Origin of the sequence: Aquimarina discodermiae (genome assembly GCF_040786235.1) — a bacterium.
Lineage (GTDB): Bacteria > Bacteroidota > Bacteroidia > Flavobacteriales > Flavobacteriaceae > Aquimarina.
In genome coordinates this window covers 116355-137613 of the sequence record NZ_JBFMKP010000015.1, presented here as the reverse complement: position 1 = coordinate 137613, position 21259 = coordinate 116355, and the positions used below count along the sequence as shown (strand labels likewise).

Sequence of the window (21259 nt, the reverse complement as noted above, 5' to 3'; positions counted from 1 at the left end):
AAAAACCGAATCTTATCTAAGATAACGGCAATGACAATCATTCAATATATCAATAGATTTGAATTCAATAGAAATATCAATAATCTAAAAATTAATATTACCTAAATGCACAACGGGTTAATAAATTATTATTAAGTTAATACTTGTACGTAATGTTTGTCAAACATATAAATTAAACGATATTTTCAAGCTGCTTTAATAATGTTTTTACACGATAATTATATTTCCTTTCAGTCCTTGCTTCTTTTAACCATTGAATTGAAAGATTCAAATATTCCTTTGCAGAACCATCGGAATATTTCGTAAAATACTCAATAGACTGCTCAGCGAAGGTAACAGCATGATAAGTCTTTCGAGAATCCTCAGAATAACACTTTTTCAAAATGTTCATACTTTTATCAAGTGTTTCTCTTATATTAGGATCATTACTTTCCGAATTGATGTTAGCTTTAAATAAAATTATTGCGTGTGTATTTTCAATGGAAAATATTTTTTTATTACTGATTTGAAGAGCTTTATCTATTTTCAATGCTGCTTCTGTATACTTTTTCTTTTTTAACAAGTAAAGTGAACATTGTTGAAGTAAAAAAGGGTTTCTATCTATACTATATGAATTTTCATAAAATTCTAATCCATCTCGCCAATTAAAAAAAGCCTTTGACACATAAAAAGCATCATAACCACTTCTTTTAAATATATAAAAGTTAGGAATTTGATGTTTAGGTACATTTTCATGAAATCTTTTAAATACTCTTTTAAAATGACTAGCCCTTGTCTGTTTAATAATTGTTTCAGCAAGAATTTGTGACCTAGGTTGGTAATAATCTTGATCAGAATCATATTCATCAACAATATTACCTAATGTTTCTTGAACCATTCCCTTAAGCGAATTCATTATATCGATGACTTCTTCGTATGTCGAAACATCATCATCAAGAAAAGAATTAGTGACATCAAAGGAAACAGGAACTCTACAAGAATGCATGTAACAAGACATTATCAAAAGATCCAACAATATTTGGTCAGATTGGTTTAATTCATCTAGAATTGATTCATATCTTTTTGTTATTGCTGGTTTATTAATGTTATAATTAACTATCTCAAATACGGATGGAATCTCATCTAATATCCCTTTTGAAGTCATTGGATTTTTTCTTATTGATAAGGGAATTGTATTGTATATTCCTTGTATATCTATAGGCGACAAATCAGAAACATCATAATTTATGAATATCTTATTCGAAAGCTTGTGACTAGAAATATCTACATTATAATACCTATCGAACCCCACTAGTTTTATAAATGGATTTGAAGTCAAATCTATAAATGCATCAATATTACTTGCAAAATTATCAACTAAGACTATGGTTGTTTTTTTTATTTCATTTTTAATTATGTTGGCTTTGTGAACTGTAATTTCATTAAATATTAAAACCCTTTTTTTATGATTCACTTTTTTTGCTATCTGTAAAAGTAAAGTTGATTTACCTGATGCCGGAATACCAGTTACAACAATATTCTTTTCTTTTTCAAGTAGATTTATAATTTCATCTAAATGAGAAGTACAACAAATACGATTAGACAATATATCAGACCAAATTGGCGCAGCACCTAGGAAAAATTCATCTATCTTTCTTATTTGACCTTTGTAATTTTTTTTAGGGACTTTTGACTCAGGATAAATTATTTCAATTGAATCTGTTCCCGAAGTTTCTGTTTTATCAAATTCTAAATCTGTTGAACCAACATAATCAAAAAAATCTTTTATTCCACCAATCATAATTTTAAAGCCTAGAGCTTTAAAATATGCTTCACTTCCTGGATCTTTTTTATGAAGCAAAATCCATTTGTTTTTTTGGTTGGACAAACTATCTTGTTGACCGAATAAAGATTCAATTGCACCAACATCCTCTAAACTATATCCAAGAAAAACTGAGGGTAATTGTTGTGCAGATTGATTCAAGCTTAGCCAAGCATTGAGTTGCGTTCTATATGAACCTGAAACCTCTTGTTTGTTAAATAAAAACTTAGAATCAGGCATATCGACATTGCCATGTATAGGTATGAAATCAATACAGTTTTTATCTTGATAACAAGATCCATTAATGAAAACGTTATTTATATATTTGTTTTGAGAAGATTTATAAATACAATCTACCAAATTGTCAATATTCGTAGTGAATATTCTTTTACAGTTTATTTTGATTAATTCTTTATAAAATCCCTCAAAAGATGTTACTTGAAAACGATTTAGTAAATATTCTCTTAAATCATCACTGTTGACAGAGTCAATTATAGTACAAATTTTTGTTAAATCTGTTAGTTTTGGACAAGAAAACTCTTGAATTAATTCTTCATTCAATTCATAACCTAGAGGTAATTTTTTACTGTTTTTATCCTTTGAATAAATAGAAAACCCAGCTCCTAAAAATAGATTAACACCTTCTTTTAATGAGGATTCCAACGTTTCTTGTAATTCTATGATCATATTTTTATATTTTTTATCGAAAACTAAACAAAGCGCCTATGGTACAATAAGTATCTAATCTTATAATCTCCCATTATTATCGTAAATGTATTATGTTTGAGTGTGATATTGACATTAATAAGTGTTTTTTAGTTGCTGATTATTTTTTGAATATCTTTTTTTTCCAAGTTTAGCATTAACTGTTTGATTTTATCATCAGATAGATTTAAGTCCAAGTTATTGTTCAATTGCTTCAAATCTTTAATGAGTAAATTATTTTCTATGAAGTTGATAGTTGGCTTATCAAGTTTTTTCGTCAAGTCATTCAAATTAGCCTCTTTTATTTTATATTTCGATTTAAGTTCTTGTTCTATGGATTTCTGGCTTTCTTGTGATAATAAACTAATTTCCGAGCTATAAGAATCTAGTTGTTCTCCAGGTTCGATTATACCTTCTTCTATTAATTTTTCTCGAATAGTATTAGTTGCAACCTGATAATCTATATTATTAACATTTGTACAAGCTGTAATCGGTGTTTTCTTACCAACATATGAATTGTGATTATTTATCTGTACCAATAATGTTTTATATAATTTATTGTGAAGTGTCATTTTGTTATGAAAGGTAAAATTGTCATTGACATACAATGCTGCCATAGCTTCTGAGAAAGATTTTTCCATATCGGCTTTTTTATTGTTGATAGCAGATATTCTTGCAGAGTTATATTTTTTGAAAAAAGAAAATGTTTGAAAATCCCTTCTATCGGTATAATGTTCAAATTTTACCACTAAATGATCTATATGCTTCTCAAATAAATAAGTCTCTATGTTGTTAGTGCTTTTATATTTTATTTGAGATAAATTATTTACATATACTTTGCTTTCATTAAGATTTTGGTCAATTGGGTGAACAATGAAGTATCCTTCTTTGAATAAATTGGGACTTTCAGTTCCGTCAATTTGTTTAGGATTCCAAGTAGAACTATATGATATAATGTTTCTACACTTTGGAATAATTTGGTCAAGAGATTGCTTAACTTTTTTTGACACTTCTACAAAAGTGTTCAATTCATTTGGAAACAATCCTGTAAAATTACTTATTGAATTTATCGCAGTTTCAAGGTTATCCTTAACTTTATAAGCATACAAGTTTACTGTAATTTTTACATCTTCGCCTAGATATGGAAATGGACCTATAAGTCCAAGGTTATTTACAGAACGAGCTACACTATTATTATCCCAGGTTGTCTTTGATATATTAGCAGTTTCAATAATCTTGATGTATTCCTTTGTACCAATTTCAATTTTAATGTATAAAAATGGGGAATATTTATTCCATAGCTTTTTCTCATTCTTAATTGAAATATCAAATCCTGTTAATTTGATTGAATAATATGATTGCTCACACAAATCGGAATTAAAATAAATGCAGTTCTTTTTAGATTCCCATCCTGAAATGTTTTTAACGGGAATGTACTTGATTGTGCTTTTAGCTAGTTGAGCATACGAATTTATGCTTAGAACTATTATCAAACAAAACATAAATATTTTTTTCATAATTATTATTTTTATATTACATATAACAATATGGCAAAGGACATATTCCAAATTCTATATATTCAATGAGTTTTCAATAAACAAAAAGCCCCATACCCAAAGAAATCTTCAGGTATGGGGTAATTATTTAATTTTACGTTGCTTCTAAATTAACAAAAAGATGTTTTCTCCCTCAATTTATTACGTGTTTTTAATACATATTTAACAATAAAATCTTGTATATGGGGTACTTATACGTGCATGTTCAAATAACATACCAGTTCATTTAAGTGTTAATTCGTAAACTTATAAAATGAACCGTTTTATTGAACTGGATCAACTTCGAGGTAGAATATCTAAGATCCCGCCGGAAAAGGCGGGATTAGTTCAACTGTCTATTTTGATGTGTCGCTATGCGACTTTTCAAAATAGAGTTTCACTAAAACCACGGTTAATTTATACCCCCTATAAATTCGCAACCCTTGGTATCATTACTATATTGGGACTTTTACGATTTTTAAGGAACTTATTTACGTGACGATGGTGATCTTTAAGTAAAAAAATAAGTTCATACTTTATTTGTAAGATAGTTCATGTTTTTAGATCTTTCAAATGCTTTCCGCCATAAACCTATCGTGTTGATTAGGGGTTACACATCTTTTTTTAGAGAAGAAGATGCTGTTACAGACTAACTATCTTTACAAACTTAAATTATCGAACTATGGAAAGAAGAAAAACAACCCCAAATGAATTAAAACGAAAGAAAAAACACCTAATTCATGAAGTCCTACCCCCCTAAAACAGCAACACCGCTTTTAAAAAATCCATGGATAAAAAGTGTAATTGTTATTGGAACTATTTACGGATTCTTATTTATCTCAAAATATATCATTAATGAATATGCAGAGGTAATTACGGCATCCAAAAAATTAAGGGATGCATATAAACTTTAAAAACCTATATATCCTTATATGAACATACCTACATCAAATAACAAAGATACCATAACTAATATCTTGAAAATAGTCTCTGCTGTTTACCTGATTTTGAATACAGTTAGGTTGGGTATAGAGCTTCACGAGAAAATCACTCATAAAAAACAATCCGTACCAAAAAGATAGAGCTATCTAAACCTTAACAATAACTATTTACATGATTGTAAAACGGGCAGGTTATAAGCGTCATGCATGCTGAATTTTAAACATGCCATTGTATTAAAATTCTATAATTGTAATGATGAAATTGTATACTAAAAAAAACAGGATACTGTAACCTTTTCGAGTATATTTATAATGCTATAAAAGACATATTTCGAGATGCTGTATATCAAATACAAGGTCATGAATCACTCATTTGTTATATTTGGCTGATAACTTGTTACAAAATATCAAAACTAAACAGGTATTTCTTAATGAAAAAGATAACAACCTACAACGCTACTTTTGATCTAATAAATTCTATTGAAAACAGTTATTTTCAAAAAACAAGTAAGTTTATTTCTCAATCTGTTATTTTCTTCAATAAAAGATTTCTCGTTCGATTTAGAAAATTTACGAACGAAATTAGCCCTCATGTTTTTGGGGTTATTTATAATCTTCTAGATTGGTTATGGATAAAGATTTTTAGGCCTTTTTTTCTTTTATTTCGAGGAGTAGTGCTAATTTTTGAAAATGGGTATATCAATTATATTGTTCTAAGTATAATCTTTTTACTTATTACATACCCTTTTTTATCACAAGATAATACTTTGATACAAGGAATAGGCTCTAAAATATTTATTTATGGTTTTTTTATATCCTTTCTTATAATTTCTTTTTTCACCTTTGATTATCATTATTCTAAAAGAGATTTTGAGCTTATTGATAAATTTGTAAAAAAAATAAAACTATTTAGTTCAGAGGAAATTAAAGCTATTCAAAGTAACCTCCAAATTATTAGGAAAAAGCACAGTAAACAAGTTATTTTTTTAAACTCAGTTATTGGATTTTTATGGAGTTTTGCTATTATAACATTTATAACAGCTTATAAAAAGGGGGATTATATAATGGCCTTAGAGATTTTTGAAGAACATTTCAGTAAATTTTTAGCGTTTTTAGTTGTTTTTATTCTTATCCGTGGACACTCAAAAATATATGATGAAATATTTGATATAGCCGAGTATGCATGTAACGAAGCAACTACAGTTTGTAAAAAATAAAAAACCGCGACAACTACTGTGGTTTATCGTAAAGTATCCCGATTATTCTTACCGTCACGAGTGAGATGCTCAAGATTATAGTACTCTCCAAGTTTGACCATTACCGTTTTGATTATAAAATCAAATTTTAGTTTTCTCAAACTCGATTAAATGAATATAACTAAAGTGAATGTGTTTCTCTATATTTTTTAATTTATTTTTCTTCTTTTTTGTAATGCTTCAGGACTAATATTTTGACCGCCTGTCCAAGCTTCTTTTGTAGTTTTATCCATGTACTTATTCTGGTTTCTATTATTTGGAGCGGCAAGATATGTAAGAGATTTATATTATTCTGCGGTAATCCTTAATATGTTTATTAGATTTTAAGATGATCTTTCTTAATTACTAATCTGCCAGTACCTTATGGTATAGATCTGCCAAACGCACCTCGATATAATCAATGATCTTATCTTCTGGGCGTTCTCCAGAATACATGGCATATATTTTCTTTAGGTATTGATCTTTAAGTTTTTTTAGTTCTCCTTCAGGCTTTCGAATTTGATCCTGGGTAAGTTTCCATTTTTTTATCCCATTAAGCATTTGGGTATGGGCAATGAATTTCTTTTCAACTGTTTTTAGAGCTTCGATATCCTCTGGTTTTTGATAAGTGTTGACCTTGGCTTTTAGCATGGAATACTCGGTGTTGATTTCAGAATTTACCTGTTCTCCCTCACTAATTAGCTTTAAATAGGCGGTATAAATCCACTCATCATATTTATCCAGAAAATCTTCATAGAAATACAAGGCCTTTAAATATTCGATTGCAGCTTCTTTGTATACTTTTTTAGATTCATCTTCTGATTTTCTAACCGCTCCAGCCAATATCCTGAACTCGTCTTTTTTATGCTGTACCATTTTATCGGCTTCCTTTTCTTTGGCAATAACATCAAGTTGCGGAGTAATCTCCCAAGGCACTCCTTCAAAAGTATTTTTGCGATAGCTAAAGCTTAACCAGTTACTCTCTTTTCTTTTGAAATTCGGTTTTTTGATACCAAACGTATAGTTATATCCAAAAGTAGCGGTAAGCTCTCCTAGGTCGTCAGTAGTGTTGCCACTTCTAAAAAGCTGTATCGCACTAGCACTAAAATTATGACGCTCTAAAAGCACATAGGTTAGATTTACTCTTGCATTGGCTACTTGGGTTTTGCTAGTTGTATTTTGTGTTTCGTTATAAGATAGTCCTAATCGCGTGCCTAGTTTCTTATCAAAAAAACGTTTCCCTAGTCCTACATTAGGCCCCCACGTAGTGGCATCTTCTGTACCAATGGTATTATAGGTAGCATTTACTCCGGTAGTAATATCCAGGTTTTGTTCTGGAAAAGCAATGGTATAACTTAAAGAACCATTATGAAAAGTAGAAGCATCCCCAATTCGTACTACTCCGCCTTGTTCATTGGCTACATCATTTAGGGCATAATTAAAAGCAATATTCTGGTTAGCATTTTTCTTTTGTGACAGCACATAATTGATCCCAAACGTAGCATTTTGTGAAAGCTGTCGGTAATCTAACTCTTCTAATTCGTTATCCAGTAAATTATCATCATTGATCACATCAAACTGATTGGGTTTGATATTGGTATAGGTCTGAAAGTTTGAATATGATCCCGTAAGGTTTAATCTATCCGAAAAAGTATACCCTACATTAATTGCTCCAACAATACGATTGGTTGCATTGGGTTTACTATTTTGTAAATCATCTCTTTGATAGCCCACATTCATGGCCAGGGTAAGCTTATCTTTAAAAAAGGAACTGGCGGTATGTAGGGTGATATTTTCGAAGTCATTATTAAAAAAATAGGCTCCTAATGTTTCATAACCGGGATCGATACGTTCATAACCAATACCTACACTGGTTCTGCCTATACTATAGTTTAGGTGGGCATTAAAAGCTTTGTAATATTCTGTAGAGCTACGGTTATTAAATACCACTGAAGCTACTCCTTTAGCCCCTTCGTTACTTTCTGCTGCTCGCAGGTCTTGTGTAATGGCAGTAGCAGCATATTCTGCCGCCAAAGTAAACTCATTGGTAATTTTTACTTCTGTATTTGCACTAACCACCAAATTTTCTTTAGGCAAAATACCTTTTGCTTCTGGTACGGAATCTATAGAAGTAATATTGTCTTTGGCATAAAATCCGATTACCCCAACTTTATAGCGTTCTTTTTCATAGTTGACTTTGATCCCATATCCCATACGTGAAAATGCCGGAATGGTACGTTCATCTCCATCATCGGGGGTTGCTTTTAGCAGTTGTCCTGCCATCGCACTTATGGTAAAATCTCCCGGAGGAGCCAGATCGACACCTCCACCAGTAAACTGGTGACCACTTAACGTATAAGGGGAGAAATTCATACTTACATTGCCAATATGGGCAGTTACCCATTTGTATTTGGGGTGCAGGCTGATCCTGTTAAAATTAAAAGGTAATGCATAGTCCAGATTGTCCCCCTGGTTGGTAAAACTATAGGAGATAGGCACTGTAAAACCATAAATACTTACATTTAGATTTCCTCGAAGGAAATAAGTAAAGGGTTCTCTGTTGTTATTTTGATTAGCATCATAATAGACCCCATTAGCAGATATCACACCACTTACTTTTATAGGCTTTGCCTTACCAACATTCTCGATGTCGATATTTTGGGAGTATCCAATAATGGAGACCAACATAAAAAAGAGGAAGGTAATTTTTTGCAATAGGAGTTTTTTTTGCTATTTGGATCTATATAAAGACAGTGGCTTTCTACTATAAAGAAAGCCACTGTCTTTATATTAAAATTACTGTTTGGTATAGATATCAACTATATCTTCCAAATTATCAATAAGTTTTAATTCATTATTTTCTAAGGTAAACTGTTCAAAGTCCTCTTCTCCTTCAAAAGTATAGGTATTTGTATAACTTCCTCCAGAATTATTCTTCCAAGTAAAACTATCTGAAAAAAGTTTACATTCAGAATTTACAGTGTTGTAATAATTGTCCACTCCCTTTGCATCAGCTTCGAATACGTAATTATTGTTTTTATTACATTCACCCAAAGAAACTTCTTTCCCATCTACCAATACTTTGGTTAACTTCCAGGTACCTACGATTGGGTCTTCACTAGTTCCTGCATCATCATCTTTTTTACAAGATGAAACGGCTAATACACTTAGGATCAAAACTGTTGTTAGAATTCTTTTCATTGTTTGTTAAAGTTTAAGTTAAATATTTATGGTTTGTATTTATTTACTTTTTGCAATAGTACGATATTGGCGTATCATTTTTTGATACTGTTACTTTTTATATGTTTTTTGTTTTGTATTTCGAAGAAGGTTGTTGTTTTATTTTTTTTATCGTAGCTAATAAAAATGTTTTTCGCAACGTTAGGAGAATTTAAGGAGCAAATGTTTTTTACGAACTAAATCCTAAATGTAAAATGTAATTTCCTTCATTAGTTTGAAAAATAAAATCTTCATTCATATGGTCAATCCCAGATTCAATTACTTTGTTAAGCCATAAATCTATATTTTCAACGCGATATATATCAATAATATCTTGTTCCTCTATCAATCGAAACAGATTCTTTACAAAATCAATTTTTAATTTATCAAATTCCTTACTGTTTTCAGTTCGTTCAGGACAGGGGCCGGAATATAATGACCAGTGGTCAATCGATTCCTCTATTATTTTTTTTACCTTTTTATTATTTACAGAATCCATATTTACTACTATATCTATAGTTTTAAAAAACTCCTTTAAATCCTCTTTATTTTGTATTATTGGCAATCTTAAAAACCTCCATGTTCCTCCATTATTAACAGATTCTGATTGAAGTTTTTCAAGTTCACTGTCTAAATCACTTTCAGTCACCTATTTTAAATTCTTATATTTAGAATTACTTTTCTTTATACCTTAAATAACCTATCTCTTGATACTTTTCTTCAATTGGTTTTCTCTCAATATTTGAGTCATAAAAATCTACACTTCATTATTTTCCGGTTCTTCTAAAAAGGAATACCATGCTTTTAACATCTCATAAATATCTTGAGAAGGCTCGCTTCCTAGTAACTCATCATAACAGTAAATTAAACTCTCAATTTTAGTAACATGAATTTTATAGCAAACCGAACCATAAATATCAATATCCGTTTTTTCTCCTGTTAAAACCATATTTACTTTGTCAATCAACAATTCTATTGATTCTCGATCTCGAATAGAGAAATCGTCTCCTAGAGCTCCATACAATTCGTTATTAACGACTATTTGTTTATCTATTTTAAATTCCATATCTAAAGTTTTTTTGGGAAAAATGAAATAATTCTACCTGTAGAAATATTATAATAAAAGTTTATTTCGATAGTTCCATCTGTTGAATATCCTTTATAAGTATTTCCTGAAACTAGACCATGATTGTTTGAAATTGCATGCTCTACTTCACGTTTCAGTTTAGTTGTATCCCAATTTTTTGGAAAAAATGAAGCCTTACCATATTGAACTCCATTAATATTATTTTGAGCACCATTAAGTTTTGTAAATATGTTCCCATTGGTATTTTTTACCCAAGGATAAGCTTCTACAACTGAATTATCTAACAAATTTACAGGGTTACCATTTCTATCTATAAAACCTCCAGTCCATCCCGGATTATCGTTTAAAAATTGATTCATCGCATTTTGAGTGTGGCACCCCTCAAAACCATTTCCCTTAAAATCCAAATAATCTACATGGCTTAATCTACCTTGAATTTTACTGGCAACATTATCAACCTGTGTCCAATTTGGGTGTTTTGTTCTTCCCGTTCGTAATTTCCAATTATTATAACTTCCAAAATTATCTACATTATCTAAGTACTTAGATACATCTCTTAATTCATCTACATTAGTTTTCAGAGGAGAATCAGCATCATTTAGTATTTTCCACGCATCAATTAAATCGGGATTTTTAATAATCGCTTCTGCAAAGTCTTTATTTGCCAAATCCTCATTTAGAACTTTTAACCCCTCTGCATCAAGATCAATACGTTTTACATTTTCTAAAAACGCTGCACTTGCCTGATCTCCAAATTTAATGATGGTGTACGAACCATCAGAGAGTTTTACAATTTTTCCTATATACTTGGCTGTAGTAGCATATACCAAAGGTATTGTAGAGGCAAAAGAAATAATAGCATTTTCTCCATCTCCTTCTATCGTATACCATATCCCGTTGATAACATCAAAAGCCTCCCCAAACAGAGGTACCATACCCGCTGCATCTAATACAAAATGTCCTATCCCAGATGGGTCATACAAAGCTGCAAACATCTTCTTAAGATCACAAGAAGTACAGCTAACAGGAGGTACTGTAAACACAGACCACTTTTTGGTATTTGGATTATATTGGTAAAAATCAGGATCACCTTCTGTACCAGTAACTGCATAGATATAACTAATACCTCCGGTCTTGTTTCTTACAATCCTTAAAAAACCATTATTTCCAAAAAAGTTGTGATATCCTGTAATAAAATTATCGTAAGATACTCTACTAATATCGGGTAAACAGGTATTGTAATTTGCAGAAAGTTCTGAGAGTCCTTTAGCCACTCCTACAAAAGAAATTTGGGTATTGGTCAGTAATATTCCTGCTCCTGTATCATTTTTATCTTTGGCGTTATATGCTCCTTTTAGAAAAATAATATCGCATTCTAAATAGGGTGTTTTAAGACCTATAACCACTTCTACAACACCTGCATCGGGAATAGGATCAAATTGGTATGGGTGCCCTCCTTTTTCTTTTTTATATCCCCTAAACTTCCCTTCTGCAAAATACCCAAGATAGGTTTCGTTGTCTAAAACAAAACTACTTAAAACCCCTCTCGCTACTTTTAAACTATTATGCTGTAAAAATCTTGGTGTAGCTTCTTTTGACAATTTTACAGGAACGCCTGCAGGAGATAGATAAACAACAGTATTGGTGTTTGATTCTTTTTGTAAGGATTCAAATTGTTCTGTGATATCAAAAGAAGTCTCTGCACTAGCAATATCCTCTGTTGCTGTATTTTCATTACCCGCAAAATTAGAGGCTAGGTTTTCTTTAATAACATCATCATTCTTTCCGCTAGCAAAATCTTCTTTGACTTGTTTTATCGCTTCTTTTATCTTGTCTTTATCATCAATAAATACCTGTTGTGCAGCTATTTGTTCTTCGGAAAGACCGTTATCAGGGTCATCTAAAATTTCTTGTATCTGATTGATATAGGTATTGGTTTGGATATTCGTATCAATACCCTCTTTGATATTATTTATTAACGTTACGATGGCATCGTCAAAAGTTTCTATCCATTCTCCTATGGCAATTACCGCATCAATTTCATCTTGTATATCATCCAAACCACCCCAAGAAGGATCATAATCGGTTACCAAAATACCATCTACCAACTCATAATCGGTATTAACCTTAATATTTTCAAACCCAATTTTGATTCGGGTATCTGCCAGATAAGGTACCGTAATATATCCCCAACCGGTAAAATATCCATCACTGCCATCTACACGCTTTACGGTTACCGGAAACTCCCCAGCAGTAAAGGTTTCGTTTACTCCAATAAACGGTAAGGGTTCCTGATTAGCGATATGTTCTTTTGGAGTGACCCCACAGGTAAACTCCTGATCTTCGCCTCGTATTCCTGTAGTAAATTCAAAAATACGGGAAAAGGTATACCCGCCATTATAACCACATTGTCCTCCTACACGGTACTCATAGGTCGTATTTTCTTCTAGCCCCAATATTCTGGTATGTTCGTTATAGGCATTCACCTCGAACCAACCTGAGTTATTTCCTTCTTTTTTGCGGTATTGTACCTGGTATTTTAGATGTTCGATCCCTTGCCAATAGACTTTTGCAGCACTATGGCTGGTACTTTCTGCCAATACAAACTGGGGGGCTGTACATTGTTTGGTATAGTTAAAATGGTATACCTCGCTATAACCGGCATTTTTAAACAGGGATAATTCGCTGATCCCATCTACGGCAATAGCACGAACTCTCCACGCATAAGTTTTATCAGGTAATAGTGCAGTTTCTGCAGGGCCATACAATAATGTGGTAGACCGTGTGGTAGTTTGATATAGTGGTCTACTTGCCAAAAATGCAGCTTGTGGATCGATATTGGTGTCCCAAATCTCTGCTAGGGTAAACTCATATTGTATATTGGTGGCATTGATATGTCGAGGAGTCCAGTTAAAAATAATATTCTGCGGGTCTTTGATGGTAATATTTTCATTACGTACCGGTAAATTTAAAATAGGAGGGTCGTTTAACACGATATAGGCAATGGCACAACTAGGTGGTGAGAGCAATCTGCCTGTAAGGTAATCGTAGGCTTCAAAACAAAAACGGTATAAACCTGCAGAGAGGGGCCTACTATATTGTACTGGGGTAATCCCCACCAAATTTTCTAACTGAAAATAAGGACGTAAATCAATATTAGTCAAACGTCTGGGTACACCACCATCTAATGAAATGGGACTTACTCCCATTACCACATCTGCACTGCGAACCGATATGCCATTACCTTCTACATAGAGTTTTAGTACCACCTGCCGGTTAAACTCACTTACATCCCCCAATAGTAGGTTTACAATCACCCGATCACTATTGGCTGTAGCATAATCTGATAAGGTCACACTATATGGCGGGATCATCTGTACTGTGGTTTGTACAGGTTGTTGGGCCTGTACAAGCATAGTAAATAACAAACCGCTAACAAACAGTAGTTGTTTATTAAACCGTTTTCTTATTTTTTGAATGATCCCTGTATATATCATTTCTTAAGTTTTAAATTATATAATTTTATGTACAGCTATAATGCTACTCCAATGTAAATTCGAATTCGTTGGTTTCTGCAAAACTATCTGGGTCTTCATTAAAGAAATTAAATTTGACAGAATACCTACCTGTAGTAAACAATCTTCCTGGTATCTTTGATTCTGGACGTCTAATAAGTATTGAAACACCATTTTGACCATTTCTTATATTAGAAGAGCTAAATAAAGGACTATATATTGAAGCTGTTCTAACCGTTAGAGAACAATATTCTTTACTGGGTTCGATAATAGTTTGCGTATTATCGTCTAAATTTGTAAACACCATATTAAAAAACTCCCTATAATTGGGTTCACCTATAAGCACGCCCATAAAATGCCCCTCAAAAATTAACTCATAGTTTGCAATACCCGTATTCTCACAATTTGGTGCTTTGTAATTTCTTTCAATCCCTGTTATATAAGGTTTTGGGTTAAAAACAGAAAGTAGTAGTTTTTCGTTATTTAAAGAACTATTAAGACCATCATAGTATAAAATAGTATCTGAAATTTCATTTTCAATTTCATAATACAAATAGTATTCGCGATAAAATTCATATGCTGTCGTAGACAAAGCATTAGTGGGTACCGTAAAATGAATAGAGTCATTCTTGTAAGAATACTCTAATGGAATTTTTTTATCGTCCTTATCTTTATTTAATAAAAACAACTTTAGATCAATATCTTTAGGAAAAGCATTCACATACATTGCATGTTCATAATTAATCTCAGAATATACATTATTAAAAGTACTATAGTATGTGCGAATATCTCCCCCATCAAAAGGCCTTGTTTTAAAACTTTTAATTCCATAATAATACCCTTCTTCATTAAATACAGAAATGGTTAACTCATATTCTTCTAAAGGGGCTAAACCTAAAATTGTATTTTTTTGTCCAAAAAATTTTACTTGAGAATTATCTACCGCTATAAATTCCTGATCTCCTTTTTTTCGTATTTGAAATACAATATTATCAGGATTACCTTCTGAAAAGGAAACAACAACAGATGTTGCTTTTACTTTATCAATCTTCATGACCCCTTGTTCTATATATGGAGGTCTGTTATCTTCTCTCTCATCTTTTGCGCAAGAAAACATAATACAAGATATCAAACAAAAAGTGAGTAATTTAAAAATATTTGTCATGGTTAAAATATAGGTTGTTTTTGAATTTTTATATCGGTTTCTATATAGGAATTTGCACCATCGGCTGCATAACTTTTGATTTTTAACGCTCCTTTTCTTCCATCCTGGGTTTCGAACAATACGATCCTGGGCACTAAACTATTGTCAAAAGGTTGTAATCCATCGATCGTTTCTGTAATAGTCAGTCCACGCAATGGTATATCATTGGTCATAGCATCGAATTGGGCTTCTGATAAGGATACGGTACAATTACAATCTTCCTGTACATTGATCATTTTGGTATGGGTAGCATTAGGGATCATCTCAAAAGTCGTATCATCAAGGGTATCGGGTGCATAAAAACGGTTAAAGTTAAAGGTATCGTTTAACCCAAAAAACACCAAATCTATTTGACTTCCGATTTCGGGGGTTACCTGGGATTTGGTATAGATTTCTTCTGTATAGGCAGAAAAGAAACTCCCAATCATATCTGTGTTATGTGCCGTATTGATTCCAAAACGTACATTTTCGAAAACTTTGATATTGGTATCGGGCAACAGTGTAATCGATTTGGTAACCGATTGGGTTTCCTTACCATTGGTAGCCGTCAAGGTCATTTGTTGTGTTCCTGCGGTAGTAAATACTACAGTTGGGTTTTCTTCTGTGGAAGTACTGGGTGTCCCCTCATTAAAACTCCAACTATATGAAGTTGCACTAACACTGTTATTCTGCATAGTAAGTGTTACAGGAACCTGTAAATCTTTATCCTGAAAATCAACCTCCCAATCAAAATCTACCACCAAAAATGGTTGTACGGTAATGGTGGTGTCTTGGGTATGAATTTCCCTGCCATTTCCTATTTCTAAGGTAATGTTATGATCCCCTGGCTGGGTAAAAACTACATTGCCCGGATCTTTTTGATCAGAAGTTGCCGGAGTCCCTCCTTCGAACGTCCAGTTGTAGGTAGTTGCTCCAGTAGATAGATTGCTTAACGCAACGGTTACCGGTGAAAAGGTATCGGCTTGTACGGTAGCTGTAAAATCAATAATCACTGGGGTATCCAAATCCAACACTACTTCTTTTTGATCTTCAGAGCCATCCCGATTTTTGGCATATAAAGTAATGGTATAGGTACCCGGTTCTTTATATAAAATCGTACCCGGATTTCTACGAGATGATGTAGCAGGTTCACCACCCGAAAATGACCATTCGTATTCATCAGCATCGGTAGTGTTATTACTCAATACCACTTCTACGGGTACCGAATAATCCTCATCCACCACCGTAGCCTTAAAATCCACCACCACTGGCACTACCTCCTCCCTCGCACACTCGCATAGCGAGATTTGTAATAGAAGTAGCAATAGCAGTACGCTTGCTCTGTGAACACCTATGTTTGTTACATCCTTCATTATTCGATAATGATTTTTCTGATTTCATCCCCTTTTGGGGTTTCCAAAACTAATACATAGGCGCCACTACTTACTGTCATATTCACCGGAATTTCATATTCCTTTTGTCCATCTTCCTGATATTCATATGCTACCTTATTATGGGTAAGGTTAAACACACGCATAGCAATAGAGGCAGCTTCTGCCAATACTACTTTTACGGTAAAGTTACCATCGGTCGGGTTGGGGTATACTAAAAATTCTTCTATAAAAGGATTGCTGGCATCCCCTACATTGGGTAGGTTACTCGCTTCTTCGACTAGCACGGTCTTTTTATAATCGGCATAACAATCTCCTTGATACGTACGTAAATAAAAATCATACGAACCTTTGTTCTTGAACACCACCACCAGTCGTTCTGCATCCTGGGATACTACCTCTATTGATTCATCATCGGGTAATGTCCATACTACTTTATCACCATCAGGTAAACTTACATTTACCATGGTTACTTCATTACCGGTAAATGCTTGTGAGAATAGTAAAAAATCGGCATCAATCTCGGTATCAGAAGTGGTTACGGTAATCGTATGGATTCCTATACATCCCAACGAGGTGGTGAGTGTAGCGGTATAGGTACCCGATTGTGTAAGTACTACAGAAGCATCGGTACTGCTATACCCATTGTCTGATTGCCAAAGATAGGTAGTCCCGGGATCATCGATACCGATATCCAAAGGTAATGACTGCCCCATACATAAGGCACGGTCACCTCCTAAATCCACCACTACCGGGTCTGGGTCTGTTAGGGTAAATTCTTCATAAGCAATACAGCCTTCTGCATCGGTAATTTCTAATAAATACATTCCTTCAGTAAGACCACTAATGCTTTCTGTGGTTTCTCCGGTATCCCATAAAAATGTATAAGGCGGGGTTCCCCCTTGTGTGGTTAATTGGATATACCCATCAGCACCCTGGTAACAGGTAGGGTCTTTTTGATCAGTGATCACTGCTTTAAGGCCATTGGGCTGTTCAATCAACACCGTTCCCGAAACACGACACCCTTTACTATCACTTACAAATACGGTATATTTTCCTGCGATAAGCTCTTCTATGATCGCTGTAGTGGCTCCTGTAGACCATGAAATCTCATAAGGGGGTGTCCCACCACTAATCAATGCTTCGGCGACCCCATTCATCCCACTATTACAAACAATGTCTTCTTTTCTAAACGACACTTGTAATAAGGTAGGTTGTTTTAGGAAATAGGTAGTATCCCGTTCGCGCACCAGTATATTATCTTCATAATCACCAAGTATAATTCCATTGGCATCCTGAATGTTTACGGCATAGGTACCTGTATCCAGATTGGGAGCAATACTATCGGTCACTGCCAGGTCTTGCCACAAGCCGGTATTAGGGTCTTGTTTTTTCCAACTGTAATAATAAGGTAGTCCCAGGTTATCTAATGGATCTAGTTGAATCCCCCCTATGGCATGGGCAACCAGTTCGCCATCGCTAAACTCATCTCCGTATAGGTTGGCATTATTACAGGAAATATCATGGGTTTCTTCTATCGTTAGGACTAAAGGATCGGGTTCATCCAATTCATAAACAGCATCTGCTACGACACAAGTCGTTTTATACGTGGCTGCATTATAATTTCTATCCCAAACGGTAAGGTAATATTTTCCTTTAGGTAATCCGTTGAGCATAATCTGATAGCGGTTATCGGGTGCAGGCAGCACCCTTCCTTCGGTATTGGTCAATACGGTTCCTGCTTCATCTTTCCATTCAAAATTATAGACTCCGTTATCAGAGGTACCTCCCGTAACATGGGCAACAATGACCCCATCGGTAAACCCAAAAGCACGGGGGTCTTTAGACTCGTCGGTATCAAAAGTAACCGATAAAGGGGCTGCTGGCTCTCCCACCGTAGCTTCTTTGATAATTTCTTCTCCGGCTTCGATTTTACCGCCTACTATTTTGGTGACCACCGCGACACAATCATTTCTATCTTTTAATTTGATTTCATAATCTCCTTTAGACAAGCCACCAATACGTACCGGGTTACTTCTAAAAGGAGTCCAATCATCTGGCCAGAGATCTCCTTTTTTTCTAATCAGATAGTGATATCCTCCTACACCACCACCCGCAGTAAAAGAAATGACCCCATCATCACCTCCATGACAAAATACATCGGTCACTCCATCGTTGGGCTCGGTAGCAAAAACTACTTTGGGTCTTCTGGTTACACTTACCCTTCCAAAATGTCCAGCACCCCCGGTATAAAGGGCTATTCTTCCGTTAGTAGTGCTAGAAGTAAACGAACCTCCTAAGACAATTTGATACCTAGTAGTACTCGGGGTTACCTTAGTTAGGGTCACCCTATGATTAGCATCAAAGCTGGTAATATTATTGGTTCCTTCAATCCCCGGTACTAAAGGGTAGCTAGGGTTTCCATTTTCATGTACTCCAATACTAGGTAGCGACATATCTTCTACAGCAATACTTAAGTTTTCTCCTCTTATTAATGCCCTGTTAAACTGTACGGTAATGGTACCATCATTTTTATCATAACAGGAGTTTGCAGTGCTGGTGACCCGTGTAATATTTGGAGCCGATCGGGAGAGGGTATAGCGTACAGGGTTAGAATCATAATCGGTGGTACAGCTAACTGCCCTAAAATAGATATCCCTACCAATAAGTGAAGAGGATAGAAAATCTCTTGGCCTAAAACTTACGGTACTACTATTACTTACCGGAAGTGATCTCCAGTTATAAAAACTACCCGATTTTACCGTAGCATATTGCCAGTTGTATAAATTATTTGGGAGTCCTGAAGTAGCAGAGATGGTATGAAAATCATCATACCCTATAATCCTGTATGATGGCTCGGGGATATCAATAATGGGTCTAATCGTATACCGATACCTAAAATCGGGTAATCCCCTACCAAAACGGTTATCCTCGGTATCCCGTATAAACGTTTTTTCGGTATTACAAGGTGTTGCAATATCCTCAAACTTTTCTGTACCATTGATATCAAATCTACTCCCTATAAAATTAATAAATACTCTTGTCTTTATTCGAACTGGTTTCCGGTCAGTTTGGAATTTCCTTACCTCTCGATCTCGTTCATTGCTGCCATCACGAATCGCGTTGTAATATATTTCATCTGGAGTACCCCCATCCTCATATTCAATCGTAATGGTAATATTAGAGCTGGTATTATTTTTTACATTATGGGTTACTGTATAATGCAAATCGTATACATGTATCTCGTATAAATTTTGTGATTGAATAGAATGAATCCCTAACACTATCCAAAGCAATATGATGATTTTGTTTCTCATAGTCCTTCCCTTTCTTAAAATGTTACAATAACCGAATCAGGTTTCCCGTATTTACCATTGGGCAACAAAGGTTTGATATAATACGTATAGGTATTATTAGGGGTTATCGTATCGTCTTTTAGTTGTTGTATACTCCCGGGTAGCTCCCTAAACAGCCTGGGGGTTCCTTCATTTTTCTTTTTATAGATAATATATCCTGAAAAGGTGCCCGATGGGTTTCTCCAGGATAGGTTAATCGTACGTTGTTCTTTGTTGGCAATGCCTTGTAACCCTTTTATCGTTTGTGTATTTTCTTTGGCAAAGGCAATCGATACCGTAATAGGTGGCGACGGTGCCGATTGCAGCCCGTTTTTATCGGTAGCAGAAATGGCATAGCGATAGCTATGTTCTAGTTGTAAGCCGATATCGGTATAAGTCGTATCACTGGGTGTTTTAAAAACAGCTTGCCAAGCTGCGGTCTTTGCCGTAACATCTTTTCTATACAACTCATACTGTACCACATCTTTACTGGCACTAGGGATCCATTGTAAACGAACACTATCGTTGGCTACTTTATATCCGCTAAAAATAGGCGAATTAGGCGGTACAATATCTGGTTTTTCTAAGGCCAATACGGCTGAATACTCAGATTGATTGAACCGTTGGTCTACCGCTACAATACTATAATATACGGTACTGTTGAGTGAAGCCACTTGTACGGTATCGGTAAATGTCGTTTGCTGGATAGGATCAGAGGTTAGTTGTACTAATTCTTCATCTTTTCGGTTGCTTCGAAATATCCGATACCCCAAAAGATCGTTTTCGATATTGGGTGTCCACATCACCTGGGTCACCCCGGTACTATCGATCACCCCGGTTAATCCTACAGGGGCTTTAGGAGGGATCGAATCGATAGGTTGCACAAAAATGGGCAAAGAGGTTTTATTCGTTCCTCCCTTACCATTGGCGGTAAGGGTAAAATAATTGGATGCTTTTAGTTGTGCATAGCTAAGGGTACGCTCACCTTTACCAATATCGGTCACTACGACTTCATAAGGGCCTTTGGCCTTGGATGCCCGGTTTAAACTAAAATTATGGATATGTGCTTCCCCTTCTTTTGGGAAATCCCATACCAATGTAACACTGCCATCATCTGTTAGGGTATAATTTTTAAGATGTGCCGTATAGGCCAAGGTAGGTTTTCCTTGCCCAGCAATCACTTCTGAAGGTTTACTTTCTTTTCCGAAAGGAGAAACCCCGACTACCCTATAATGATAGGTTTTATTATTTTGAGATAAGGTATCTACATAGTACATACGCTGGGCAGGAGCCCCCGGTTTATCATTCATAT

The 21259-nt window shown here is 34.3% G+C and carries 13 protein-coding genes and 1 pseudogene; 3 read left to right on the top strand and 11 right to left on the bottom strand.

Translation table 11 applies throughout. The features are described from left to right. Positions 1-105, top strand: a pseudogene (locus tag ABW636_RS22570) (IS982 family transposase); the annotation flags it as partial. Positions 106-172: 67 nt separating this feature from the next. On the opposite strand, the gene ABW636_RS11455 reads toward ABW636_RS22570, so the two are convergent. Both ABW636_RS11455 and ABW636_RS11450 read right to left on the bottom strand, forming a co-directional pair. Further along, positions 173-2488 (bottom strand): P-loop NTPase, encoded by a 2316-nt coding sequence (locus ABW636_RS11455; RefSeq protein WP_367590136.1) that lies wholly within the window; start codon positions 2486-2488, stop codon positions 173-175. Between the two features lie 128 nt (positions 2489-2616). Then, positions 2617-4023, bottom strand: coding sequence for a hypothetical protein (locus ABW636_RS11450; protein WP_367590135.1), 1407 nt, complete (start codon positions 4021-4023; stop codon positions 2617-2619). Positions 4024-4781: 758 nt separating this feature from the next. Here ABW636_RS11450 and ABW636_RS11445 point away from each other — a divergent pair. Together ABW636_RS11445 and ABW636_RS11440 are read left to right on the top strand one after the other, a co-directional pair. Continuing rightward, a complete protein-coding gene (locus ABW636_RS11445; protein ID WP_367590134.1) occupies positions 4782-4955 on the top strand; it encodes a hypothetical protein in 174 nt (57 codons plus the stop codon). A 794-nt stretch (positions 4956-5749) separates the two neighbouring features. Continuing rightward, positions 5750-6199: a hypothetical protein gene (locus ABW636_RS11440; protein WP_367590133.1), complete on the top strand. Its 450-nt coding sequence runs from the start codon at positions 5750-5752 to the stop codon at positions 6197-6199. Positions 6200-6583: 384 nt separating this feature from the next. On the opposite strand, the gene ABW636_RS11435 is transcribed toward ABW636_RS11440, so the two are convergent. The 9 genes from ABW636_RS11435 to ABW636_RS11395 all read right to left on the bottom strand — a co-directional run bounded on the left by ABW636_RS11435 (position 6584) and on the right by ABW636_RS11395 (position 21257). Next, on the bottom strand, positions 6584-8932 hold the full coding sequence (locus ABW636_RS11435; RefSeq protein WP_367590132.1) for a TonB-dependent receptor: 2349 nt from the start codon (positions 8930-8932) through the stop codon (positions 6584-6586). 81 nt (positions 8933-9013) lie between these two features. Beyond that, complete coding sequence (locus ABW636_RS11430; RefSeq protein ID WP_367590131.1) at positions 9014-9418, bottom strand: lipocalin-like domain-containing protein; 405 nt, start codon at positions 9416-9418, stop codon at positions 9014-9016. Positions 9419-9626: 208 nt separating this feature from the next. Further along, positions 9627-10085 carry a hypothetical protein gene (locus tag ABW636_RS11425; protein WP_367590130.1) on the bottom strand — a complete coding sequence of 153 codons (459 nt, stop codon included), beginning with the start codon at positions 10083-10085 and terminating at the stop codon, positions 9627-9629. Between the two features lie 108 nt (positions 10086-10193). Beyond that, positions 10194-10502, bottom strand: a complete 309-nt coding sequence (locus ABW636_RS11420; protein ID WP_367590129.1) for a hypothetical protein — start codon at positions 10500-10502, stop codon at positions 10194-10196. A gap of 2 nt (positions 10503-10504) precedes the next feature. After that, positions 10505-14020 (bottom strand): EndoU domain-containing protein, encoded by a 3516-nt coding sequence (locus ABW636_RS11415; RefSeq protein WP_367590128.1) that lies wholly within the window; start codon positions 14018-14020, stop codon positions 10505-10507. A gap of 43 nt (positions 14021-14063) precedes the next feature. After that, positions 14064-15155 (bottom strand): hypothetical protein, encoded by a 1092-nt coding sequence (locus tag ABW636_RS11410; RefSeq protein WP_367590127.1) that lies wholly within the window; start codon positions 15153-15155, stop codon positions 14064-14066. A gap of 50 nt (positions 15156-15205) precedes the next feature. Continuing rightward, positions 15206-16594 carry a PKD domain-containing protein gene (locus ABW636_RS11405; RefSeq protein ID WP_367590126.1) on the bottom strand — a complete coding sequence of 463 codons (1389 nt, stop codon included), beginning with the start codon at positions 16592-16594 and terminating at the stop codon, positions 15206-15208. Beyond that, entirely contained in the window at positions 16594-19929 is a 3336-nt protein-coding gene (locus tag ABW636_RS11400; RefSeq protein ID WP_367590125.1) for a T9SS type A sorting domain-containing protein, read from the bottom strand. Before ABW636_RS11400 ends, ABW636_RS11405 begins: the two co-directional genes overlap by 1 nt. 14 nt (positions 19930-19943) lie before the next feature. Continuing rightward, the gene (locus ABW636_RS11395; protein ID WP_367590124.1) at positions 19944-21257 is read right to left on the bottom strand and encodes a fibronectin type III domain-containing protein; all 1314 of its coding nucleotides are present in this window, start codon (positions 21255-21257) and stop codon (positions 19944-19946) included. Between the last annotated feature and the right edge of the window lie 2 nt (positions 21258-21259).